At 69.2% G+C, this 21820-nt stretch carries 19 protein-coding genes; 4 read left to right on the plus strand and 15 right to left on the minus strand.

Annotated elements, in window-relative coordinates:
• Positions 1-3: 3 nt before the first annotated feature.
• The 7 genes from V2S04_RS10760 to V2S04_RS10790 form a co-directional block, all read right to left on the minus strand.
• Positions 4-828 (minus strand): shikimate dehydrogenase family protein, encoded by an 825-nt coding sequence (locus V2S04_RS10760; RefSeq protein ID WP_413638462.1) that lies wholly within the window; start codon positions 826-828, stop codon positions 4-6.
• Position 829: 1 nt separating this feature from the next.
• Positions 830-2251 (minus strand): endolytic transglycosylase MltG, encoded by a 1422-nt coding sequence (gene mltG, locus V2S04_RS10765; protein WP_413638463.1) that lies wholly within the window; start codon positions 2249-2251, stop codon positions 830-832.
• Positions 2244-2726, minus strand: coding sequence for a Holliday junction resolvase RuvX (gene ruvX, locus V2S04_RS10770; protein ID WP_413638464.1), 483 nt, complete (start codon positions 2724-2726; stop codon positions 2244-2246). The genes mltG and ruvX overlap by 8 nt, the downstream gene beginning before the upstream one ends.
• Entirely contained in the window at positions 2723-5383 is a 2661-nt protein-coding gene (gene alaS / locus V2S04_RS10775) for an alanine--tRNA ligase (protein ID WP_413638465.1), read from the minus strand. The genes ruvX and alaS overlap by 4 nt, the downstream gene beginning before the upstream one ends.
• Positions 5384-5447: 64 nt before the next feature.
• Positions 5448-5636: a hypothetical protein gene (locus V2S04_RS10780; protein ID WP_099196949.1), complete on the minus strand. Its 189-nt coding sequence runs from the start codon at positions 5634-5636 to the stop codon at positions 5448-5450.
• A gap of 62 nt (positions 5637-5698) precedes the next feature.
• Positions 5699-6328 (minus strand): 30S ribosomal protein S4, encoded by a 630-nt coding sequence (gene rpsD, locus V2S04_RS10785; protein WP_099196950.1) that lies wholly within the window; start codon positions 6326-6328, stop codon positions 5699-5701.
• Between the two features lie 184 nt (positions 6329-6512).
• Entirely contained in the window at positions 6513-7841 is a 1329-nt protein-coding gene (locus V2S04_RS10790) for a replication-associated recombination protein A (protein ID WP_413638466.1), read from the minus strand.
• A 168-nt stretch (positions 7842-8009) separates the two neighbouring features.
• On the opposite strand from V2S04_RS10790, the gene V2S04_RS10795 reads away from it, so the two are divergent.
• Positions 8010-8843, plus strand: coding sequence for a formate/nitrite transporter family protein (locus V2S04_RS10795; RefSeq protein ID WP_099196114.1), 834 nt, complete (start codon positions 8010-8012; stop codon positions 8841-8843).
• 65 nt (positions 8844-8908) lie between these two features.
• Here the strand turns inward: V2S04_RS10795 and V2S04_RS10800 are convergent, their stop codons facing one another.
• From V2S04_RS10800 to nirB, 4 genes are read right to left on the minus strand one after another with little or no spacing between them, the layout of a single operon-like run.
• A complete protein-coding gene (locus V2S04_RS10800) occupies positions 8909-10036 on the minus strand; it encodes a uroporphyrinogen-III synthase (protein ID WP_413638467.1) in 1128 nt (375 codons plus the stop codon).
• Entirely contained in the window at positions 10033-10803 is a 771-nt protein-coding gene (cobA, locus tag V2S04_RS10805; RefSeq protein ID WP_413638468.1) for a uroporphyrinogen-III C-methyltransferase, read from the minus strand. Before cobA ends, V2S04_RS10800 begins: the two co-directional genes overlap by 4 nt.
• Positions 10800-11162, minus strand: a complete 363-nt coding sequence (gene nirD, locus V2S04_RS10810; RefSeq protein ID WP_071643690.1) for a nitrite reductase small subunit NirD — start codon at positions 11160-11162, stop codon at positions 10800-10802. The genes cobA and nirD overlap by 4 nt, the downstream gene beginning before the upstream one ends.
• Positions 11159-13738 (minus strand): nitrite reductase large subunit NirB, encoded by a 2580-nt coding sequence (gene nirB, locus V2S04_RS10815; protein WP_413638469.1) that lies wholly within the window; start codon positions 13736-13738, stop codon positions 11159-11161. Before nirB ends, nirD begins: the two co-directional genes overlap by 4 nt.
• Positions 13739-13899: 161 nt before the next feature.
• On the opposite strand from nirB, the gene V2S04_RS10820 reads away from it, so the two are divergent.
• The 3 genes from V2S04_RS10820 to V2S04_RS10830 all read left to right on the plus strand — a co-directional run bounded on the left by V2S04_RS10820 (position 13900) and on the right by V2S04_RS10830 (position 16252).
• Entirely contained in the window at positions 13900-14208 is a 309-nt protein-coding gene (locus V2S04_RS10820; RefSeq protein WP_271637589.1) for a hypothetical protein, read from the plus strand.
• Between the two features lie 133 nt (positions 14209-14341).
• Positions 14342-15625 (plus strand): DUF349 domain-containing protein, encoded by a 1284-nt coding sequence (locus V2S04_RS10825; protein WP_413638772.1) that lies wholly within the window; start codon positions 14342-14344, stop codon positions 15623-15625.
• Between the two features lie 66 nt (positions 15626-15691).
• Positions 15692-16252 carry an SAM-dependent methyltransferase gene (locus tag V2S04_RS10830; protein WP_413638470.1) on the plus strand — a complete coding sequence of 187 codons (561 nt, stop codon included), beginning with the start codon at positions 15692-15694 and terminating at the stop codon, positions 16250-16252.
• Here the strand turns inward: V2S04_RS10830 and V2S04_RS10835 are convergent.
• The 4 genes from V2S04_RS10835 to V2S04_RS10850 all read right to left on the minus strand — a co-directional run bounded on the left by V2S04_RS10835 (position 16231) and on the right by V2S04_RS10850 (position 21772).
• Positions 16231-18483 carry a RelA/SpoT family protein gene (locus tag V2S04_RS10835; RefSeq protein WP_413638471.1) on the minus strand — a complete coding sequence of 751 codons (2253 nt, stop codon included), beginning with the start codon at positions 18481-18483 and terminating at the stop codon, positions 16231-16233. The genes V2S04_RS10830 and V2S04_RS10835 overlap by 22 nt on opposite strands.
• A 72-nt stretch (positions 18484-18555) precedes the next feature.
• Positions 18556-19545, minus strand: coding sequence for a protein translocase subunit SecF (secF, locus tag V2S04_RS10840; RefSeq protein WP_413638472.1), 990 nt, complete (start codon positions 19543-19545; stop codon positions 18556-18558).
• Positions 19545-21281: a protein translocase subunit SecD gene (gene secD / locus V2S04_RS10845; protein WP_413638473.1), complete on the minus strand. Its 1737-nt coding sequence runs from the start codon at positions 21279-21281 to the stop codon at positions 19545-19547. Before secD ends, secF begins: the two co-directional genes overlap by 1 nt.
• A gap of 41 nt (positions 21282-21322) precedes the next feature.
• Positions 21323-21772, minus strand: coding sequence for a preprotein translocase subunit YajC (locus V2S04_RS10850; RefSeq protein WP_413638474.1), 450 nt, complete (start codon positions 21770-21772; stop codon positions 21323-21325).
• Positions 21773-21820 lie beyond the last annotated feature (48 nt).

Here is a 21820-nt window from a genome sequence, read left to right on the forward strand (position 1 = left end):
GTCCTAGTCTTCCATGCTCGCCGACCGCATGATGTCGACTGTGACGGCCTCATCCGGCAGCTCTCGCTGCTGGTCGCCGTGCCGGAAGATGCGGATCTGACGCACAGCCTGGAACAGCAGCATCTCGAAGCCCGAGATCACGTTCGCCGACGGCCAGAGCGCTGCGAGGGCGGACGGCCACGGCGCATACGCCGCCTCGAACAGCGTGCCGCCGACCGCGGCGAGCGGTGTCGCGACGGCAGCCTCGAGCACGGTGCCGCTGGGCAGCGTGGCGACGGTGACGTCGACATCCGCTGCCGGTGCCGAGAAGTCGACGGTGGTGAGCCGAACGCCCAGCGTCTCCGCCGTCGGGCGGAGCCGGTCGACGGCCTCCGGCCGTCTCGCCCGGAACTCGACGGCGTCGACTCCGAGGTCGCTCAGTGCGACGAGTGCGGATGCCGCGGTCGCGCCGGCGCCGAGGATCCGGGCGCTGCGCACCGCGGTCACCCCGGCGTGGGTGAACGCATCGACGATCCCGCCGACGTCGGTGTTGAACCCGCGCAGCGTCTCACCGAGCAGCAGCGTGTTGACCGCACCGGTGAGCGAGGCGTGCCGGTCGAGCTCGTCAGCCGCCGCGTACGCGACCTCCTTGAGCGGCATGGTCAGCGACAGTCCCCGCCAGGTGTCGTCGAGCGACGCGAGCGCATCCGCGAAGTCGGCCGTGCCGACACGGCGACGATCGTATGTCCAGTCGAGACCGAGCCGGCGATATGCGGCGAGGTGCAGCTGAGGCGAGCGGCTGTGCCCGATCGGATCGCCCCACACCGCCAGACGGGTGCGCCCGGTCATCTCAGCATCCCTTGTAGTCAGGATTCGAGGCGCACCAGGCGGCCAGCTTGTCGATCCCCTTCTGGTGCTGCTCGTAGGTCTCGGAGAACTGCGTCTCACCGGTGCTGAAGTCGACGGTGACGAAGTACAGCCACGGGCCGTCGGCCGGGTGCATGGCGGCGTCGATCGCGGCGTCCCCGGCGTTGGCGATCGGCGTGGCGGGGAGCCCCGTGTTGACGTAGGTGTTCCACGGGTTCTCGTCGAACTGCGCCTCTTTCGAGGTGCTCGCCTTGCCCGCGTGCAGCTCTCCGTAGCCGTACTGCGCCGTCGAGTCCATCTGCAGCATCATGCCGTCGTCGATGCGGTTCTGGATGACACGCGACACCTTCGGGAAGTCCGGGGTGCGCGCCTCGCGCTCGATGATCGAGGCGATCGTCAGCACGCGCTGGGCCTCGGTGTCGGGAACACCCGCCTTCTCCAGCGACGTGCGTGTGCGATCGACCATCGCGGCGATGACGTCCTTGGCAGACACCCCCGGGTCGAACGTGTAGACGGCCGGGAACAGCCAGCCCTCGAGGCTCTGGGCGGGGACGTCGTAGACCTTCGGATCCTTGACCGCCGCCTGGAGCTCTTCGATCGGGATCCCGACGCCCTCCGCGATCCGCGGAAGGGACGATTCGACGGTGCTGCCCTCGGCGATGCGCACGGTGTTCGCCATGCGGTTCTCGGGGTCCTGCAGCGCCTTCAGCGCGGCCTCTGCCGTCATCTTCTGCTGCAGCTTGTACACGCCGGGGTAGAACGTGGGGTTGGTGTCGTTCTCGATCAGGTAGTCGTAGAACACGCGGTCTGTCTTGGTGACCTTGGCCTCGAACAGGGCCGTGGACACGGGCGACCCGGTGTCGCCCTCCTTGATCGTGACGAGGGCCTCGCCGGTCGCGATGCCGGGCTCGTAGTCCTTGGGCTCGCCCCAACCCATGATGTCGTCGATCTTGTCCTGGTACGTGTTGTAGACCCACGCGCCGCCGGCGGCGATGCCGCCGCCGATGACGAGCAGGATGATCAGGGCGATCAGACAGCCGCGCCCGCGGCGCGCGCGAGGCACCTCGGTCGCCGCCTCCGGAGCGAAAAGCGCGTCGAGGGAGCCGTGATCGGGTTGGTCGGCGGGGCTCTCGGTCTCCGGCGCGGCGTCCGACGCCTCGAGCGACGCTGTCTCCGGTGCGGCCACGGGCGGCGCGGGCACCTGTCGGGTCTCATCGTCGGCGGAGCGTTCCTGGTCGACGCCGCCCCCCGCGGCCTGCCGCGCAGCGGCCTCGCGCAGTGCGCGGCGCGACCCGGGAGCCGGCTCGTCGCGCACCTCCCGCTCGGGCAGCGGGGTGGACGCCGTGGGGACGTTGTCGAAGAAGTCGCCGAGCGAGTCGGATCTGCGGTCCTGCGGGTCAGACATCGCGCGGGGGCTCCTGAACAGGGGTGATCAACGCACCGGCGGGGCGACCGGTGCTCTTCTCGGTGTCGACGGCGTGCTGCAGCAGCACCACCGCCGCCACCTGATCGACAATGCTACGAGAATTCTTCTGGGAACGGCCGGATGCGCGCAGCGCCGTGTGCGCGCTGACCGTGCTGAGCCGTTCGTCGACCATCCGCGTGTCGATGCCGGAGCGACGGTGCAGCTCGGCGGCGAACTCGCGTGCGTCAGCTGTCGAGGGCGTGTCCTCGCCGCGCATGTTCACCGGGAGACCGACGACGACCTCCAGCGGCTCCCATTCGGCGAGGATCTGCAGGATGCGCTCGATCGACGCCTCCGACCGCGGCACCGTCTCCACCGGAACGGCGAGCATCCCATCGGGGTCGCAGCGCGACACCCCGACACGCGCCTTGCCGACGTCGATGCCGATGCGGGTCCCGCGGCGGAAGCCGCTCACGCTGCCGACAGCTCCGAGGTGATCGCGGAGAGCGCGGCGTCGAGCGCCGAGGCGTCTGTGCCGCCGCCCTGCGCGACGTCGTCCTTGCCACCGCCGCCGCCGCCGAGCATTCCGGCGGCGATGCGCACGAGCGCACCGGCCTTCGCGCCGGACTGCCGAGCGGCCTCGTTCGTCGCGACGACCACGATCGGGCGTCCGCTGACGATCCCGCCGAAGGCGACCACCGCCGCCTCTGAGCCGAGGCGCTCGCGCACGCTCAGCGCGAGGGTGCGGATGTCGTCGGCGGAGGCGATGTCGCCGAGCGATGCGGATGCCACCCGATAGCCGCCCACCGGCGACGCGGCCTCGACGAGTGCGGGAACACGACCCTCGCGCTCCTTCGCCTCGAACTGCGCGATCCGCTTCTCGGCGGCCTTCAGATTCGCCTGCAGCTCTTCGATGCGGGCACCGAGCTGATCGCGGGGCGCCTTCAGCGCCGAGGTCAGCTGCGAGACGACCGTGCGCTCGGCGGCGAGCTCGCGGAAGGCATCCTGACCGACCAGCGCCTCGATGCGGCGATTGGATGCGCCGACCGATGACTCGCCGACGAGACTGACCAATCCGATCTCGGAGCTGGTCTGCACGTGCGTGCCGGCGCACAGCTCACGCGACCACGGCCCGCCGATGTCGACCATGCGCACCACGTCGCCGTACTTCTCGCCGAACAGTGCCATTGCGCCGGCTTCCTTGGCCTCGTCGAGCGACACGATGCGGGTGGTGACCTCGAGCGCGTCGTTGACGGCCCGGTTCGTGATCTCCTCGATCTCCGAACGGGTGTCGAGCGACAGCGGCTGCGACCACGAGAAGTCGAAGCGCATGTAGCCGGCGCGGTTCAGTGACCCCGCCTGCGTCGCGGTCTTGCCGAGGGTGTCGCGCAGGGCGGCGTGCACCAGGTGGGTGGCGGAGTGCGCCTGGCGGGCCGCGCGGCGGTTGGCGGCGTCGACCACGGTGGTCGCGCGGTCGTCGACCGAGACCGATCCCGTGGCCACGTGGACGGTGTGGCTGATCAGGCCCGGCACCGGCCTCTGAACATCGAGGACGTCGAGCTCGAAGCCGGCGCCGACGATCGTGCCCTTGTCGGCGACCTGCCCGCCGGACTCGGCGTAGAGGGTCGTCTCGGCGAGGATGACCTCGGCGACCTGCCCCTCCGAGGCGGTCTGCGCGGGCGCGCCGTCCACGATCAGACCGAGCACGCGGGACTCCGTCTGCAGATCGGTGTAGCCGGCGAATCCCGTCTCACCCTGCGCGCGGAACTCGCGGTACACCGACACATCGGCGAGCTGACGCTTGCGGTTGCGGGCGTCGGCCTTGGCACGGTCGCGCTGCTCCTTCATGAGCGCGTCGAACGCGGAGCGGTCCACGTCGAGCCCGGCCTCCTCGGCGACCTCGAGGGTGAGGTCGATGGGGAAGCCGTAGGTGTCGTGCAGCAGGAACGCCTCGGATCCGCTGAGGGTGGCGCCGCCCTTCTTCTTCGTGTCGTCCAGCGCGAGATCGAGGATGGTCGAGCCCTGCGCGAGCGTGCGGCGGAAGGTCTCCTCCTCGGCGAAGGCGGCCGACGACAGGGTCGACCACTCCGTCTCCAGCACCGGGTAGGCCGACTTCATGGCATCCCTCGACGCCGCGAAGAGCTCGGGGAACGCCGGCGCGTCGACGCCCAGCAGGCGCATCGACCGCACGGTTCGGCGCATGAGCCGGCGCAGGATGTAGCCGCGGCCCTCGTTGGAGGGGCGCACCCCGTCGGAGAGCAGCATCAGCGACGAGCGCACATGGTCGGCGATGACGCGGAAGCGCACGTCGTCCTCGTGCACGGCGCCGTACTTCCTGCCGGAGAGTTCGACGGCGCGGTCGAGAACCGGACGCACCTGGTCGGTCTCGTACATGTTCTCGACGCCCTGCTTCAGGAAGGCGACGCGTTCGAGTCCCATGCCCGTGTCGATGTTCTTCATCGGCAGCTCGCCGACGATGTCGAACTCGGTCTTGCTGCGGACGTTCTCGACGAACTCCTGCATGAACACGAGGTTCCAGATCTCGAGGAATCGCGAGTCGTCGACGGCCGGGCCGCCGTCCCTGCCGTAGGCGGGTCCGCGGTCGAAGAAGATCTCCGAGTCGGGGCCGCCGGGGCCGGGCTGGCCGGTGTTCCAGTAGTTGTCCGCACGCCCGAGCCGCTGGATGCGCTCCGGCTTCAGGCCGATGACGTCGCGCCAGATGGCCTCGGCCTCGTCGTCGGTCTCGTAGACGGTGACCCACAGGTCCTTCTCGTCGAAGCCGAGGCCGCCCTCGGCCTCGGACGAGGTCAGCAGCTCCCACGCGTAGCGGATGGCGCCTTCCTTGAAGTAGTCGCCGAACGACCAGTTGCCGAGCATCTGGAAGAACGTGCCGTGGCGCGCGGTGCGCCCGACCTCTTCGATGTCGTTGGTGCGGATGCACTTCTGCACATCGGCGATGCGCGGGTGGGGCGGGGGGACGACGCCCGTGAGGTACGGGATCATCGGCACCATGCCCGCGACCGTGAAGAGCAGCGAGGGGTCGTCGCTGACCAGGGATGCCGAGGGGACGATGAGGTGGTCGTTCTTCTCGAAGTAGTCGAGGTAACGCTGCGCGATCTCCGCAGTTTTCATAGAGCTCGTGGCATTCCTTGCGTGGGAGCGCCGCGTCGGTGTGCGCGGCGGGTGGGAATCGGGGTCAGTCGTCTGCGGGGTCGGACAGGCGGGCGTCCTGCTGCCGATACGCGTCGCCGATGATGGCGGTGACCTGCGACAGCCGGCCGTCGAGGTCGGCGAAGATCTCCTGTCCGCGGGGATCCTTGTTCATGAAGTGAGCGGCGACGAAACCGCCGATCACGCCGAGCAGGAACCAGGACAGTCTCTTCATCGCTCCATCCTACGACGAGAGGCGCCGGGGAATCCCCGACGCCTCTCGTGCTGATGCGGAGATCAGCGGGCTGCGTAGTACTCGACGACGAGCTGCACTTCACAGGTCACGGGGACCTCGGCGCGCTTCGGACGACGGACCAGGCGGGCCTGCAGCTTGTCGAGCTCGACCTCGAGGTAGCCCGGAACCGGGGGCAGGACCTCGGCGTGACCGCCGGCTGCTGCGACCTGGAACGGCTCGAGAGCCTCGGACTTGGCCTTGACGTGGATGAGCTGACCCGGCTTCACGCGGAAAGACGGGCGGTCGACGAGCTGACCGTCGACGAGGATGTGACGGTGCACGACCAGCTGACGAGCCTGCGCGGTGGTGCGGGCGAAGCCGGCACGCAGCACGAGGGCGTCGAGACGCATCTCGAGCAGCTCGACCAGGTTCTCACCGGTCAGGCCGTCCTTGCGGCGAGCCTCGTTGAACGCGATGCGCAGCTGCTTCTCGCGGATGCCGTACTGCTCGCGCAGACGCTGCTTCTCACGCAGGCGGACGGCGTAGTCGCTGTCGGCCTTGCGCTTGGTACGGCCGTGCTCGCCGGGAGCGTAGGGACGCTTCTCGAGGTAGCGGGCGGCCTTCGGGGTGAGCGGGATTCCCAGCGCACGGCTGAGACGGACCTTGCGGCGGTCCTGGGACTTCGTGACCACGAAGTGTTCCTTCCGTGACGTGGACGCGTCTTTCGCGCCTCACGGGCGTATCGCCTCGCTTCCTCCTTCTCGTCGCGCACGCCGGGGCGCGTCGGGAAGTGATGCAGGAGCGGAGGGATGCCCGAAAACTCTGTTTCGAGCCGGTCAATGCTAACAGATCGCGGCTGAGCGGATCTCGCGCACGTCAGCGATCGCCGAGGATCTTCCGGATGCGCTCGAGGCGAGGCGCGATGTCGCGCTCGGCACCGAGGTTCTTCGGTTCGTAGTAGCGCCGCCCCACGAGCTCGTCGGGCAGGTACTGCTGAGGCAGGATGCCCGCGTCGCTGTCGTGCGGATAGCGGTAGCCCTTGCCGTGCCCGAGGCGCTTCGCTCCGGCGTAATGGGCATCGCGGAGGTGGATCGGCACACGGCCGAATCCGCCGGCCCGCACGTCCGCGATCGCCTGATTGATCGCGGCGTACGCGGCGTTCGACTTGGCGGTCGTCGCCAGGTAGATCGTCGCCTCGGCGAGCGGGATGCGCCCCTCTGGCATCCCGATGAAGGCGACCGCATCGGCGGCGGCCGTCGCGATCGTCAGCGCCTGCGGGTCGGCGAGACCGATGTCCTCCGCAGCGGAGATCACGAGTCGACGGGCTATGAACCGCGGGTCCTCCCCCGCCTCGATCATCCGTGCCAGATAGTGCACCGCCGCATCGGCATCCGACCCGCGGATCGACTTGGTGAAGGCGCTGATCACGTCGTAGTGCTCGTCGCCCTGTCTGTCGTAGCGCAGCAGCGCCCGATCGACGGCCTGGGCGACGTCCTCATCCGTGACGACGACCTCCTCACCCTCCTCGTGCTTCGAGAGCGCGACGGCCGCGGCCGCCTCGAGTCCGGTGAGAGCACGGCGCCCATCCCCCGACGCGAGACGGATCAGGGCCGCCCGCGCATCATCGGACACGCTCACCGCGCCGGCCAGCCCGCGCGCGTCTTCCACGGCACGGTCGAGCAGCACGCCGATGTCGTCGTCGGTGAGGGGCTTCAGTGTCAGAAGCAGCGAACGCGAGAGCAGCGGCGAGATCACCGAGAACGACGGATTCTCGGTGGTCGCCGCGATGAGGATGACCCAGCCGTTCTCGACGCCGGGCAGCAGGGCATCCTGCTGGGCCTTCGTGAACCGGTGGATCTCATCCAGGAACAGGATCGTGGTCTGGCCGTAGAGGTCGCGCTGCGTGATCGCCTCCTGCATGACCTCCCGTACGTCCTTGACCCCGGCGGTGATCGCCGACAGCTCGACGAACCGGCGCCCCGAGGAACGGGCGATGGCCTGAGCGAGCGTGGTCTTGCCTGTGCCGGGCGGACCCCAGAGGATGATCGACACCGCGCCGGGCGCCTTGGCATCCGGATCGGCGAGGGCGACGATCGGCGACCCCGCGCGCAGCAGATGCTGCTGCCCGGCCACCTCGTCGAGCGAGACCGGCCGCATGCGCACGGCGAGCGGTGTCTGTCCCGAGAGCAGGGGCGCGGAGGTCATCCTCCCAGGCTAGTCGGGGCGGCCGACACCCGTCTTGCTCACAGCGCCGCGCGGGCGAGGTGAGAACTTGGTTCCATAGGCGTAACCACACACACGAACCTCGGAAACATCGCTGGACCACGCTGTCCTCGAGAGAGCCCGACCGGGCTCCTTTCCTAGGAGGTACTCGTGTCTTACGTCAAGCCCGCCCAACTCGTCGGCCACATGCTCGACGCCGGCGCCGCCAAGATGCAGATGTCCGCACGCGACACTCTGATCCGGGCCTTCATGGGCGCAGCCCTGCTCACCATCGGCGCGGCCTTCGCCGTGACGATCGCCACGCAGACCGGCCAGCCGCTGCTGGGCGCCGTGCTCTTCCCCGTCGGCTTCGTCATCCTCTACCTGTTCGGCTACGACCTGCTCACCGGCGTGTTCACCCTCGGTCCTCTCGCCGTCCTCGCACGGCGCCCCGGTGCCACGGTTCCTGCCATGCTCCGCAATTGGGGCCTGGTGTTCCTGGGCAACCTCTGCGGCGCGATCCTCGTCGCCGTGCTCATGGCCGCGGTCTTCACCTATGGCTTCTCAGCCGAGCCGAACGAGGTCGGCCGCGCGCTGGGCGAGATCGGCCACAGTCGCACCGTCGGATACGCCGATCACGGCCTCGCCGGCATGCTGACGCTGTTCATCCGCGGAATGCTGTGCAACTGGCTCGTGTCGACCGGCGTCGTGCTGGCGATGGCGTCGAACACCGTCGGGGGCAAGGTGATCGCCATGTGGCTGCCCATCATGCTGTTCTTCTACATGGGCTTCGAGCACTCGATCGTGAACATGTTCCTGTTCCCTTCCGGCCTGCTCATGGGCGGGGAGTTCACGCTGTGGGACTACCTGATCTGGAACGAGATCCCTACGGTCGTCGGCAACCTCGTGGGCGGACTGCTCTTCGTCGGACTCCCCCTCTATCTGACGCACGGCGGCAGCTCTGTCCGGCAGCCCGCGGAGGAGTCTCGTTCCGTCATGGTGTGAGCGCAGGTGCATTCACGGACGGGCCGACGGAGAGGCACGCGAGGTGCCTCTCCGTCGGCCCGTGTTCAGAGCCGCTCGTCGAGCGCCAGCCGGTACCCGCGTTTGACCACGGTCGTCACGGCGCGCCTGTCGCCGAGCGCCTCGCGCAGACGCGCGACCGCCATCTCGACGGCGTGCGGACTCTGGCCTCCCCGCGGCAGCACTCGCCTCAGCTCCTCCCGCGAGAGAACGCTCCCTCGGGCATCGAACAGTGCGCCGAGCACACCCGCAGATGCCGGGGACAGTGGCACGAAGCGATCACCGATCAGCGCACCACCGCTGCGCACCTCGAGCGCGCCCGCCGCTGTGGTGGCGAAGGGCGCCCCGGCCGCGAAATGCTCCACGACGCACCGCACGAGCGAACCCAGACGTCCGCGCGCGGCGACCGCCGTCCGCAGGCCGGCATCCCGGAGCGGCGCCGCGGTGATCGGACCGACGGCGGCCAGCAGCAGCCGCTGGGATTCCGCGCGCCGGCGGATCGCGGCGAGCGACCCGGCGATCTCGGCGATGCGCAGCCATTCCGCAGCGCCCGGCGCCGACGTGAACAGCAGCGCGTCCACGGCTCCGGAGGCGGCCTGCTCAGCCGAGCGGCGCACGAGGCCCGCATCCGGCGGCGGGCCCCACCTGTACACGATGAGGGGCACGACGGTCGCGCCGTGTGCGGTGAGCAGCTCGTCCAGTCCGTCGGAGCCCGCGCCGTGATGCTGCACGGCGATCCGCTCACCCTCCACGCCGCGGGCGATGAGATGCTCCGCCACCTCGGCGGACGTCTCCGTGCTCGCCACCCAGTCGGCGGAGAACCCCGCCTGCTGAATGGCTCCGTGCGCCTTCGGTCCGCGGGCGATGAATCTCGCCTGCGACAGCGCGTGGGTCAGCTGCGGGTGCAGGTCGCGCTCGTGGACGGCATCCATCCAGCCGCGGAGCCCGACCCCGGTGGTGACCACGACGGTGTCGGGCGGCTGGGCGACGAGCTCGCGCGAGCGCTCGAGGAGCAGCTCGTCATCGGCGGCGGGCAGGATGCTGAGAGCGGGCGCACGCTGCACCGTCGCGCCGCGACGTTCGAGCGCGACGGCGAGATCGCCGGCGCGACGATCGGCGACGACGACGATCGCGCATCCCGCCAGAGCGGAATCCGGCAGTCGGCCAGGCGTCACGCGGACACTGCTCCCACGGGCTCCGGAGATGGCCGGACCGGTGCGAGCAGCCCGGCTCGCGCGACGTCGCCGATCACGATGACCGCGGGATTGCGCAGCCCCATCGTCCTGGCATCCGCCGCCGCACTGCCGAGGGTGGTGCGGATCGAGCGCTGCTGCCGCGTGTGGCCGTTCTCGATGAACGCCATCGGCGTGCCGGGTGCGATGCCGTGTCGCAGTGCCGTGTCGACGAGACGGGGAAGCGCGGTCACTCCCATCAGGATGACGGTCGTAACCTGGGGATCCGCGATGGCCGTGAGCGTGGTCGCGTCGATGCCCCGATGCCCGGTGGTGACGTGGAACGCGGCGGCCGTGCCGCGATGCGTGAGGGGGATGCCGAGCGCCTGCGGAACGGCGATCGCGCTGCTCGGCGCCGGGGTCACGTCGACCGGCACACCCGCCACGAGACACGCCTGCATCTCCTCCGCTCCCCTGCCGAAGACGAAGGGATCGCCTCCCTTCAGACGCACCACCCGGCGGCCGGCCGCCGCGTGCATCACGAGAAGCCTGTTGATCTCCTCCTGAGGAACCGGGTGATGACCGGGCTGCTTGCCGACGTCGATCACCAGCACGCGAGGGTCGAGTCCCTGCACGATCTCGGCTGCCGGGCCGAGCCGGTCGAACACGATCACGTCGGCTTCGGCGATGAGACGCGCCGCGCGCACCGTCATCAGATCGGCCGGACCGGGGCCGCCGCCGACGAGGTCCACTCTGCCGAGCATCGTCATCGCAGCTCCCCGAGGTGGATGAGCACGTCGCCGTCGTGCATGACCACGGGCCATACCCGCAGCGTCGCGGGCGGCCGTCCCTGGGTGGCGACGCACAGACCGGTGCGCAGGTCGAACACCTGCTTGTGCATCGGCGAAGCGACGGTGGGTGCGCCGTCGCGGGTGCCCACTATGCCGCGAGACATCACCTGCGCCCCGCTGTACGGGTCGAGGTTCGCGACCGCGTGCACCGTGCCGTCGGCGAGCAGGAAGAGCGCGATCTGCGTCTTGCCGAAGAGGGCGGCGCGCCCTCTCTCGACCTCGAGATCGGTCAGCGCGCATGCGCGGACGAGCGTGTCGAGACTGTGGGCGATGGTCATCTGCGCACCTCCAGGGTGGTTCCGGCGATCAGGATGCCGCCCGCCGTGCGCTCCGCCTCGGTGGCGGGGCGCACCTGCCCGCGCACAGGGACGTAGGCGAGCGAGGGGTCGGGGGTGTCGGCGGCGTTGACGAAGGAACTGAAGCGTCGCAGCTTCTCGGGGTCGCGCAGGGTGGCGGCCCACTCGTCCTCATAGCGATCCACGTGACGCGCCATCGCCGCGTCCAGGTCGGCACAGATGCCGAGCGCGTCGTCGAAGACGACGCTGCGGAGCCCGTCGAGACCGTCTTCGAGGTCTTCGCACCACGCTGCGGTGCGCTGCAGCCGGTCGGCCGTGCGGATGTAGTACATGAAGAACCGGTCGATGGCCTGGATGAGCCCGTCGTCGTCGAGGCCGGACGCGAACAGCTGCGCGTGGCGAGGGGAGAAGCCGCCGTTCCCGCCGACGTACATGTTCCAGCCCTGCTCGGTGGCGATCACGCCGACATCCTTGCTGCGGGCCTCCGCGCATTCTCGCGCGCATCCCGAGACGCCCAGCTTCAGCTTGTGCGGTGCGCGGAGCCCCCGATAGCGCAGCTCGAGACGCACGGCCATGCCGACCGAGTCGAGCACTCCGTAACGGCACCAGGTCGACCCGACACAGGACTTGACGGTGCGCAGCGCCTTGCCGTAGGCCTGACCGGATTCGAATCCGGCGTCGACGAGCCGCCCCCAGATCTCGGGAAGCTGCTCCAGGCGTGCGCCGAACATGTCGATGCGCTGGCCACCCGTGATCTTCGTGTACAGCCCGTACTCGTCGGCGATCCGGCCGATCGCGATGAGGCCGGCAGGGGTGACCTCGCCGCCCGGCATCCTGGGCACGACCGAGTACGTGCCGTCCTTCTGCATGTTCGCCATGACGTGGTCGTTCGTGTCCTGCAGGGTCGCGTTCTCACCCTCGAGCACGTGATCGCCGACGAGCACCGCCAGGATCCCCGCGAGTGCGGGCTTGCAGATGTCGCACCCGCGGCCGTGTCCGAAGCGCGCAATGACGGTGCTGAACGTCGTCAGCCCGGAGACGCGGACCGCGTCGAACAGCTGCCGTCGCGACATGTCGAAGTGCTCGCACAGCGCGGTCGATGCGGCGCGGCCGGTCTTGGCCAGCTCGGCTCCGACGATCTTCGAGACCATGAAGACACACGAACCGCACGTCGCACCTGCACGAGTGCAGGCCTTCACCGCCGCAGCGTCGGCGCAGCCCTCCTCGTGGACCGCGGTGCGGATGCGCCCTGCCGTGACGTCGGCGCACGAGCACACGACTGCGGCGTCGGGCAGTTCGCGCGTCGGCGTCCCGGCTGGCTCCTCCGGCATCAGATACGCGGCGGGGTCGCCACCCAGCGCGGCTCCGACGAGCGGGCGAAGTTCGCCGTAGGCGCTGGCATCGCCCACGAGGATGCCACCGAGCAGCGTCTGCGCATCATCCGAGAGCACGAGCTTCTTGTACACCCCGGCGACCGGATCGGCGTAGACCACGTCCAGAGCGTTCGGCGTGGTCGCCATCGCGTCACCGAAGCTGGCGACGTCGACCCCGGAGAGCTTGAGCTTCGTCGCGTCGTCGTATCCGGGGAAGGCCGCGGGCCGGCCGAGCAGGCCGCTCGCGGCGACCTCGGCCATCGCGTAACCAGGGGCGACGAGCCCGACGCAGCGCCCGTCGAAGCTCGCGACCTCCCCGATGGCGAGGATGCGCGGGTCGGAGGTGCGGCACGCGTCGTCGATCAGCACGCCGCCGTTCGCGTGGACCGCGATTCCCGCGGCACGTGCGAGCTCGTCACGGGGCCGCACGCCGACGGTGAAGACGACGACATCGGCGGGAAGATGTCCGCCTTGCTCGAAGTCGACCCGGCGCACCCAGCCGGAATCGTCCGATGCGATCCTCGTCGTGCGGCTGCGCGTGCGCACCTCGACGCCGCGAGCCTCGATCAGGCGCTGCAGCATGCGACCGCCCGCGTCGTCGAGCTGAGCGGACATCAGGCGGTCGGCGGACTGGATGACCGTGCACTCCACGCCCATGCCGTGCAGGGCGCCGGCGGCCTCGAGGCCGAGCAGGCCGCCACCGACCACTGCGCCTCGGAGCGGACGCCCGAGCACCGCGAACCGCTCCTGCACGTGCGTGCGCAGGGCCGTGACGTCGTCCAGTGTGCGGTACACGAAGCAGCCGGGCAGATCGTTGCCCTCTACGGGAACACGTGGTGCCGACGAGCCGGTGGCGAGCACGAGCGATTCGTACGAGTGCACCGCACCGGACACGGTGCTCACCGTTCGCGACTCACGGTCGATCCGCACCGCGGGGTCGTCGCCGAGGTAGGTGACCCGCTCATCGGCGAGGACCGCGCTGTCGAGCGCGAGGTCCTCCGCAGTCGCCCCGGAGAAGAACGACGTCAGACCCACCCGGTCGTACGGCGGATGCCCTTCTTCGCCGATGACGGTCACCGATCGCCCCGCGTCGGCGCCGCTGAGCAGACTGTCCACGAAGCGATGTGCCACCATCCCGGCGCCGATCACGAGCACGTTTGAGGCTGTGGTGTTCTGAATTGCCATCCGGCTCCCCTTCCGTCAGACCCGAAGCTACGCAACGTGTGTTTCGCGAACCCGCGGCCCTGCGTTACGCGCAGCGAACAATTCGCTCACAAACGCATAACGAAGCATGTGAGACGGCGACGGTAGGCTCGCAGGCACGACCCCGATCAGGAGGACAGCCGATGCCAGCCCGTGGTTCTCGTGACGCCCGGCTCAGAACCGAGGCGGAGCGCGCCAGACTTCACGCCGCCCGAGCGGCGTGGCACAGCAGAACGATCCGTCGGCGGCGCAGAGACACCGTCGTCGCGACCGTGGCCGGCTCGCTGATCGTCGTCGGCGCCATCGCCAGCCAGGTCGTGCACGCGCAGGTGACCGCACCCGAGCCGACCCCGGCCCCGACCTCCACCACGGCGCCGGTCGAGACCCCGTCGCCCGCCCCCTCCACGAGCCCACCGCTCAGCCCGACCCCGACGCAGTCTCCGGGTGAGTGAACTAGGCTGAGCAACGTCCTTTCCCCCTCCCGCGGAGCGACCGCGCAAGGAGAACATCGTGTCTGACAACGACGCCCCCACGCCCACCCCGCCGGTCCCCGGTCCGCCGGTGCCGGCACCGCCGCGCAAGCCGATGCCGGCGGCCGCTCCGGCTGCCTCATCAGCTCCGGTGGTCGCTCCGATCGCATCGGACGCCGCCGAGTGGGGCCGCGTGACCGAGGACGGCACCGTCGAGGTCCGCGAGGGCGAGACGTGGCGGCCGGTCGGCCAGTACCCCGACGGCACGGCCGACGAGGCGCTCGCCTACTTCGCCCGCAAGTACGACGATCTCGCCGTCAAGCTCGGCACGCTCGAGACGCGCGCGCAGAACGGCGGTGCCTCGGCATCCGACCTGACCAAGCAGGCCACGCACCTGCGGGGCGAGGCGACCGACGCGGCCGCGGTCGGCGACCTGGTCTCGCTGCGGGAGCGCATCGAGACACTGCTCGCGTCGCTCGCCGAGGCCACGGCGAAGGAGTCCGCTGCGGCGAAGGAAGCGCTCGACGCCGCCATCGCCGAGCGCACGCAGATCGTCGAGAAGGCCGAGGCGATCGCCGCCCGCGACCTGTCGAAGGTGCAGTGGAAGCAGGTCACCACCGAGATGACCGAGCTGTTCGACTCGTGGCAGGCGCATCAGCAGAATGCGCCGCGTCTGCCCAAGGGCGTCGCACAGCAGCTCTGGAAGCGCTTCCGCGATGCACGCTCCACGGTCGACAAGGCACGTCGGGCGTTCTTCTCAGAGCTCGATGATGCCCACCGCGCCGCACGCGACGCCAAGGCGCGTCTCGTCGAGCGTGCCGAGGCTCTCGCGCCGCGCGGCGTCGAGGGGATCCCCGCCTACCGCGATCTGCTCGACGACTGGAAGGCATCCGGCCGCGCCGGGCGCAAGGCCGACGACGCGCTCTGGGCGCGGTTCAAGGCGGCCGGTGACGCACTGTACGCAGCCCGCGCCGAGCAGGCCGCGGCCGAAGAGGCGGATTCCGCTCCGAAGATCGAGGCGCGCGAGGCCCTTCTCGAAGAGGCCAAGGCGGTCGCCGACGAGCCGAACCTCAAGCGCGCCCGTGCGCTGCTCACCCGCATCCAGCGGCAGTGGGATGAGGTGGGCCGCATCTTCCCGCGTGAGAAGGAGCGGGCTCTCGATGACCGCATGCGCTCCATCGAGCAGGCGCTGAAGTCCCGCGAGGACGTCGACTGGAAGAAGAACAACCCCGAGACGAAGGCACGCGTGGGCGACATGAGCTCGCAGCTGCTGGAGGCCATCGACAAGCTCGAGGCCGAGCTCGCCGCCGCGGAGAAGTCCGGCGACAAGCGTGCGATCAAGGAGGCGACCGAGGCTCTGGCCGCGCGCCGCTCCTGGCTGAGCGCGCTCGGCGGCTGACCGACGTTATCCACAGTGTGAGCCGTGGGGTCCTGGACGAGGACCCCACGGCTCACACTGTTAACCGTGCATCCCGCTCTGTTCTACCGCCCGGGTGATCGGCTCACGCTCCCCGAGCTGACAGCCGCGCGTCTGGATGGCGACGTCGTCGAGGTCGGCGAGGGGTACATGCCGGCCGACACGGTGGAGGGCGTCGGCGCTCGCGCCCTCAGCCTGTCCCCGCTCGTGCCCGCGGGTGCCGCGGTCAGCGGGGTGAGCGCGGCGTGGGTGCACGGCGCGGGTGACGCGCCGCCCGCCGTGCACCACGTGTCGCGGATCAGCGTCAGCAGGCAGCGCGTCATGGTCTCTGCGCGCGTCGTGCACCACGAGCGGCTGCTGGAAGCCGACGAGGTGCAGTCGATCGCCGGCGTCTGGGTCCAGACTCTGCTCGCCACTGCCGTCTCCCTGCTGTTCAGCTCGGCCCGCCGAGCCGAGGACGAGGTCTGGCTCCAGTCGCTGATCGGACTGGTCCCCGGGCTCGCCGAGGCCGTGCGCGCGCAGGTGATGCCGCTGGGCAGACGGCCCGGCGCCCATCACGCACGACGGATGCTGGACGGCTGGGCCGGTCAGGAGGTCGTGACGCGGTAGACGTCGTAGACCGCGTCGATGCGCCGCACGGCGTTCAGCACGCGGTCGAGATGCACCGAGTCGCCCATCTCGAACACGAACCGGCTGAGCGCCAGGCGCTCGTCCGTCGTCGACACTGTCGCAGAGAGGATGTTCACGTGGTGTTCGCTGAGCACGCGCGTGACGTCCGAGAGAAGACCCGAGCGGTCGAGAGCCTCGACCTGGATCTGCACCCGGAAGACACTCTTCGTGGTCGGTGCCCACTCCACCTCGATGAACCGCTCGGGGTCGGAGCCCAGCGCCTTGACGTTCACGCAGTCCTGGCGATGCACAGAGACGCCGCTGCCGCGGGTGACGAAGCCGACGATCGGGTCTCCCGGCACAGGCGTGCAGCAGCGCGCCAGCTTCACGAGGATGTCGGATGCGCCGCGCACCAGAACCCCGGAGTCGCTCGTGCGCGGCTCGCGCGCGGGCGCCTGCCCCGGGAGCTGGATGGCGCCGGTGCTGGTGTCCTCATCCGCGGCGACGAGAGCGGTGACCTTCTCGAGCACCGACTGAGTCGAGACGTGCCCCTCGCCGACGGCGGCGTACAGGCCGGACACGTCCTCGTAGCGCAGCTGCCGGGCGACCTCCGCGAACGACTCCTGGTTCATCAGCCGCTGCAGAGGCAGGTTCTGCTTGCGCATGGCGCGGGCGATCGACTCCTTGCCCTGCTCGATCGCCTCCTCGCGACGCTCCTTCGTGAACCAGCCGCGGATCTTGTTGCGCGCGCGGGTGCTCTTGACGAAGCTCAGCCAGTCCTGGCTGGGGCCGGCATCCGGGTTCTTCGAGGTGAACACCTCGACGACATCGCCGCTCTTCAGCGTCGTCTCCAGCGGCACCAGGCGGCCGTTGACCTTGGCGCCCATCGTGCGGTGCCCGATCTCGGTGTGCACGGCGTACGCGAAGTCCACGGTCGTCGCGCCGGCGGGCAGCCCGATGACGCGGCCCTTCGGTGTGAAGACGTACACCTCCTTGGCGCCGATCTCGAACCGAAGCGAGTCGAGGAACTCGCTCGGATCGGCGGTCTCGGCCTGCCAGTCGGAGATGTGCGCGAGCCACGCCATGTCGGTGTCGGCGGCGCGAGCATCGACCTTGCCGCCGTTCATCCGCTCTTTGTACATCCAGTGCGCAGCCACACCGAACTCCGCCTGCTGGTGCATCTCGTGCGTGCGGATCTGGATCTCGACAGTGCGGCCGGAGGGGCCGATGACCGTCGTGTGCAGCGACTGATAGAGGTTGAACTTGGGGGTGGCGATGTAGTCCTTGAACCGGCCCGGGAGCGGTGTCCACCTGGCGTGGATGGCGCCGAGCACGGCGTAGCAGTCGCGCACCGAATTCACCAGCACACGGATGCCGATCAGATCGTAGATGTCGTCGAACTCGCGTCCACGCACCACCATCTTCTGGTAGACGGAGTAGAGCTGCTTGGGCCGGCCGACGACCTTGCCGCGGATGCGCAGCTCGCGCAGATCCTCGTTGATCGACTCGATGACGTTCTGCAGGTACTTCTCGCGCTGCGGCGTGCGCTGCGCGATGAGACTGTTGATCTCGGCGTAGATCTTCGGATGCAGCACCGCGAACGAGAGATCCTCGAGCTCCGACTTGATCGTCTGGATGCCGAGTCGATGCGCGAGCGGCGCATAGATCTCGAGCGTCTCCTTCGCCTTGCGCGCCGACTTCTCGGGCGGCACGAAGCCCCACGTGCGGGCGTTGTGCAGGCGGTCGGCCAGCTTGATCAGCAGCACCCGGATGTCCTTCGACATCGCCACGATCATCTTGCGGACCGTCTCGGCCTGCGCGCTCTCGCCGTACTTGACCTTGTCGAGCTTCGTCACACCGTCGACGAGCATGGCGACCTCGTCGCCGAACTCGGTGGTCAGCTCGGCGAGTGCGTAGCCGGTGTCCTCGACCGTGTCGTGCAGCAGCGCGGCGGCGATGGCCCGGGGGCCGAGGCCCAGCTCGGCGAGGATCTGCGCGACGGCGAGCGGATGGGTGATGTAGGGCTCGCCGCTCTGCCGCAGCTGACCCTCGTGCTTCTCCTTGGCGACGCGATATGCGCGCTCGATGATGGGCAGATCGCCCTTCGGGTGATTGGCCCTGACGGTGCGGATCAGGTTGTCGAGGTCGTTGACCCTGGGAGCGCGCGAGAAGATGCGCGGCACGAGCCTGCGCAGGCTGGACCCCTGCGATGTCGCCGGAGAATCCGCCATCTTCTGCTCCTGTCCCGATCAGATAATCCTACGCGGGGCCGGGCACCCGCCCGGCCCCGCGTGGAGAGGGTGTCACACCGCTGCGACTGCACGCTCGCGTGCTTCGTGCACCTTCGCGTCGTGGGCGACGATCTCGGGTTCCCGCTCGCGGAACAGCGAGTAAAGAGGGGCTGCGACGAACAGCGTCGAGTACGTGGCGACGATGATGCCGACGAAGATCGACAGCGAGATGTCGGTGAGCGTCTCGGCGCCGAACCACAGCGATCCGATGAACAGGATCGCACCGACAGGCAGGGCGGCGACCACGGAGGTGTTGATCGAGCGGATCAGCGTCTGGTTGACGGCCAGGTTGACGGACTCGCCGAAGGTGCGCGTCGTCTGATTGACATCCTCGGTGGTGTTCTCACGGATCTTGTCGAACACGACCGTCGTGTCGTACAGCGAATACGCCAGGATCGTGAGGAATCCGATCACCGCGGCCGGCGAGATCTCGAATCCCGCGAGGGCGTACACGCCCACCGTGATGAGCAGCACGTCGAGCAGGCCGATGATCGCCGCCGCCGACATCTTCCAGGTGCGGAAGTAGATCGCGAGGATGAGGAAGGTCAGCGCGAGGAAGATCGCGAGCCCCCACAGAGACTGCCGCGTGACGTTCTCGCCCCACGCCGGGCCGATGAACGAATCGGTGATCTCGTCGGCCTTCACGTCGTACGCGTCGGCCAGAGCCGCCTTGACGTCCTGAGTCTGTTCCGGAGTCATCTGATCTGTCTGCACGCGCACGTCGCGGCCGTTGACGGTCACGACCTTCGCCGCGGCCTCGGGCACCACCGAGCGAACCGCGTCGGTCGCGAGCGCCTGGTCGGTCGACGACGGCGCGAGCACGACGAACTGCGAACCGCCGGTGAACTCGATCGAGAACTGCACGGGGCGGATCAGCGGGACGAGGGCCGAGCCGACCACGAGAAGGATGGCGATGACGAACCACAGGCGCCGCTTCCCGACGAACGGGAACGAGGTCTTGCCCGAGTAGAGGTTGTTTCCGAACTCATTCATGGAGAACATCAGGCGTCGGAGTCCTTTCCGGCATCCTTGGATCCTGCGAGAGCCTCTGCGCGCTTGCGTTCGGCGATGGTCTGGCGCTTCTCCGCCTCACCCCGTGCTCCCCTGTTGCGGGCGGCGCGGCCGGACGAGCCTGTACGCACGTCGCGGAACTGGGCACGGCCGCGGTAGACCGCTCCGAGCGCCTCAGGGTCGAGACCGGAGAGCTTGTGCCCGCCGCCGAAGAAGCGGGTGCGGGCGAGCAGCTGCATGACCGGGTGCGTGAAGATCACGAAGATGAACACGTCGATCAGCGTGGTCAGACCCAGCGTGAACGCGAAGCCCTTCACCGTCGCGTCGGCGAGGATGTACAGCACCACGGCGGCGAGGATGTTGATCGACTTCGAGATGTAGATCGTGCGCTTGGCGCGCCCCCATCCGTCCTCGACGGCGGCGACGATCGACTTGCCGTCGCGCAGCTCATCTCGGATCCGCTCGAAGTAGACGATGAACGAGTCGGCCGTGAATCCGATCGACACGATCAGACCGGCGACGCCGGCCAGCGACAGGCGGAAGCCCATCCGCCACGCGAGGATCGCGATGACGATGTACGTCAGCACGCCCATCACGCCGATGGACGCCATGATCACCCAACCCAGAGCGCGATAGGTGATGAGCGAGTACAGCGCGACCAGACCGAGACCGATCAGACCGGTGATGAGGCCGATCTCCAGCTGCTGCGAGCCGAGGGTCGCCGAGATGGTGTCGGAGCTCTCGACGGTGAAGCTCAGCGGCAGCGCGCCGTAGCGCAGCTGGTCTGCCAGCGCCTTCGCGCTCTCCTGCGTGAAGTTGCCCGAGATGCTCGGCTTGCCGTTGAGGATGACCGCCTGCATGGTCGGCGCGGAGAGAACCTTGCCGTCGAGGACGAACGCGAACTGGTCGCGCGGCGACTGCTGAGCGAGGCGGTTGGCGTTCAACCGCTGGCTGACCTCGCCGAAGATCTCGGTGCCCTTGCCGTCGAACTCGAGGTTGACCGTCCAGCGGCCGCTCTGCTGCTCGCGGCCCGCAGTGGCGTCGTTGATGACAGTGCCGTCGAGCTCGACCGGACCGAGCAGATACTTGGCGCTGCCGTTCTCGTCGCACGCGATGAGAGGCTCGTCCTCGGGCGCGTTCGCGTCGACCTCGGCGGAGCAGTCGTACGCGCGCAGCGCGGCGATCTGCTTCTCGGTGGCCCAGCTGGGGTCGGACTTGTCGGTCGGGGCCGGCGACGGCTCGTCGTTCAGGGTCGCAGCGGGCGTCGGGAACGCCGTCTCCTGGCCGTCCTCGCCGACGAACGACGTCGCGGGGTCGGTCGCCAGGATCACCGGACGCAGCTCGAGCTTGGCGCTGGCCTGGATGCGGTCACGCGTGGCCTGATCGGCGACACCGGGGATCTGGACGACGATGTTGCGGCCACCCTCGGTGGTGATGTCCGCTTCCGCCACACCCGACGCGTCCACGCGCTGGCGGATGATCGCCGCCGCCTGGTTGAGCTGCTCCTCGGTGGGAGCCGCGCCGTCGGGCGACTCCGCGCCCAGGATGATCTGCGTGCCACCCTGGAGATCGAGCGCCAGCTCCGGTGCCCACGAGCTGGCCGGCTCCCCGGCGTCGGTCTTGAAGACGTAGACGCCGAGTGCGTTGATGCCGAACAGCACCGCTGTGACGATGAGCAGGCCGAGGAGGACTCGCCAGGCGTGGCGAGTCGGAGATGTGGATGCCACTGAGTTCCGCTTTCGAGAGAGGTGCCGTGCGTGCCGGCGAATCAGTTCCCGTCGTTGCGCTCGAGGCGCGCCTTGGTCTCTTCCGGGGTCTCGACCTTGATCGACTCGATGCCGTCGGTGCGGTCCTGAGCGGGCGCGGCGTCGACGTCCGCCGCCGGCTCGTCGACGACGACGTCGTCTGCCGGCCCGTCGACGATCACGTCGCCCTCCGGCGTCTCCTCGACGAGGCGGAGGATGGCCTGGCTGTGCACCTCGATGACGACGCCCGGGGCGATCTCGATCTGCGCCGGCTTGTCGAGGTCGACCGGGTCGTACGAGACGACGGTGCCGTACAGGCCGCCCTGCAGCAGGACCTTGACGCCGGGGACGGTCTTGGTGGCCTTCTCCTCCTGCTGCTCCTTCATCTGCTTCTGACGCTTGCGGGTGTTCACGAACATGAACACGAGCATCACGCCGAGAAGACCGAAGAGCATGAGGGACATGGGATCCATGGAGATGGGCCTTTCGGGGAGCGCACGCCGATGAGCGCACAAGGGTTC

The organism is Microbacterium sp. OR21 (assembly GCF_047306785.1).
GTDB classification, from domain to species: domain Bacteria; phylum Actinomycetota; class Actinomycetes; order Actinomycetales; family Microbacteriaceae; genus Microbacterium; species Microbacterium esteraromaticum_E.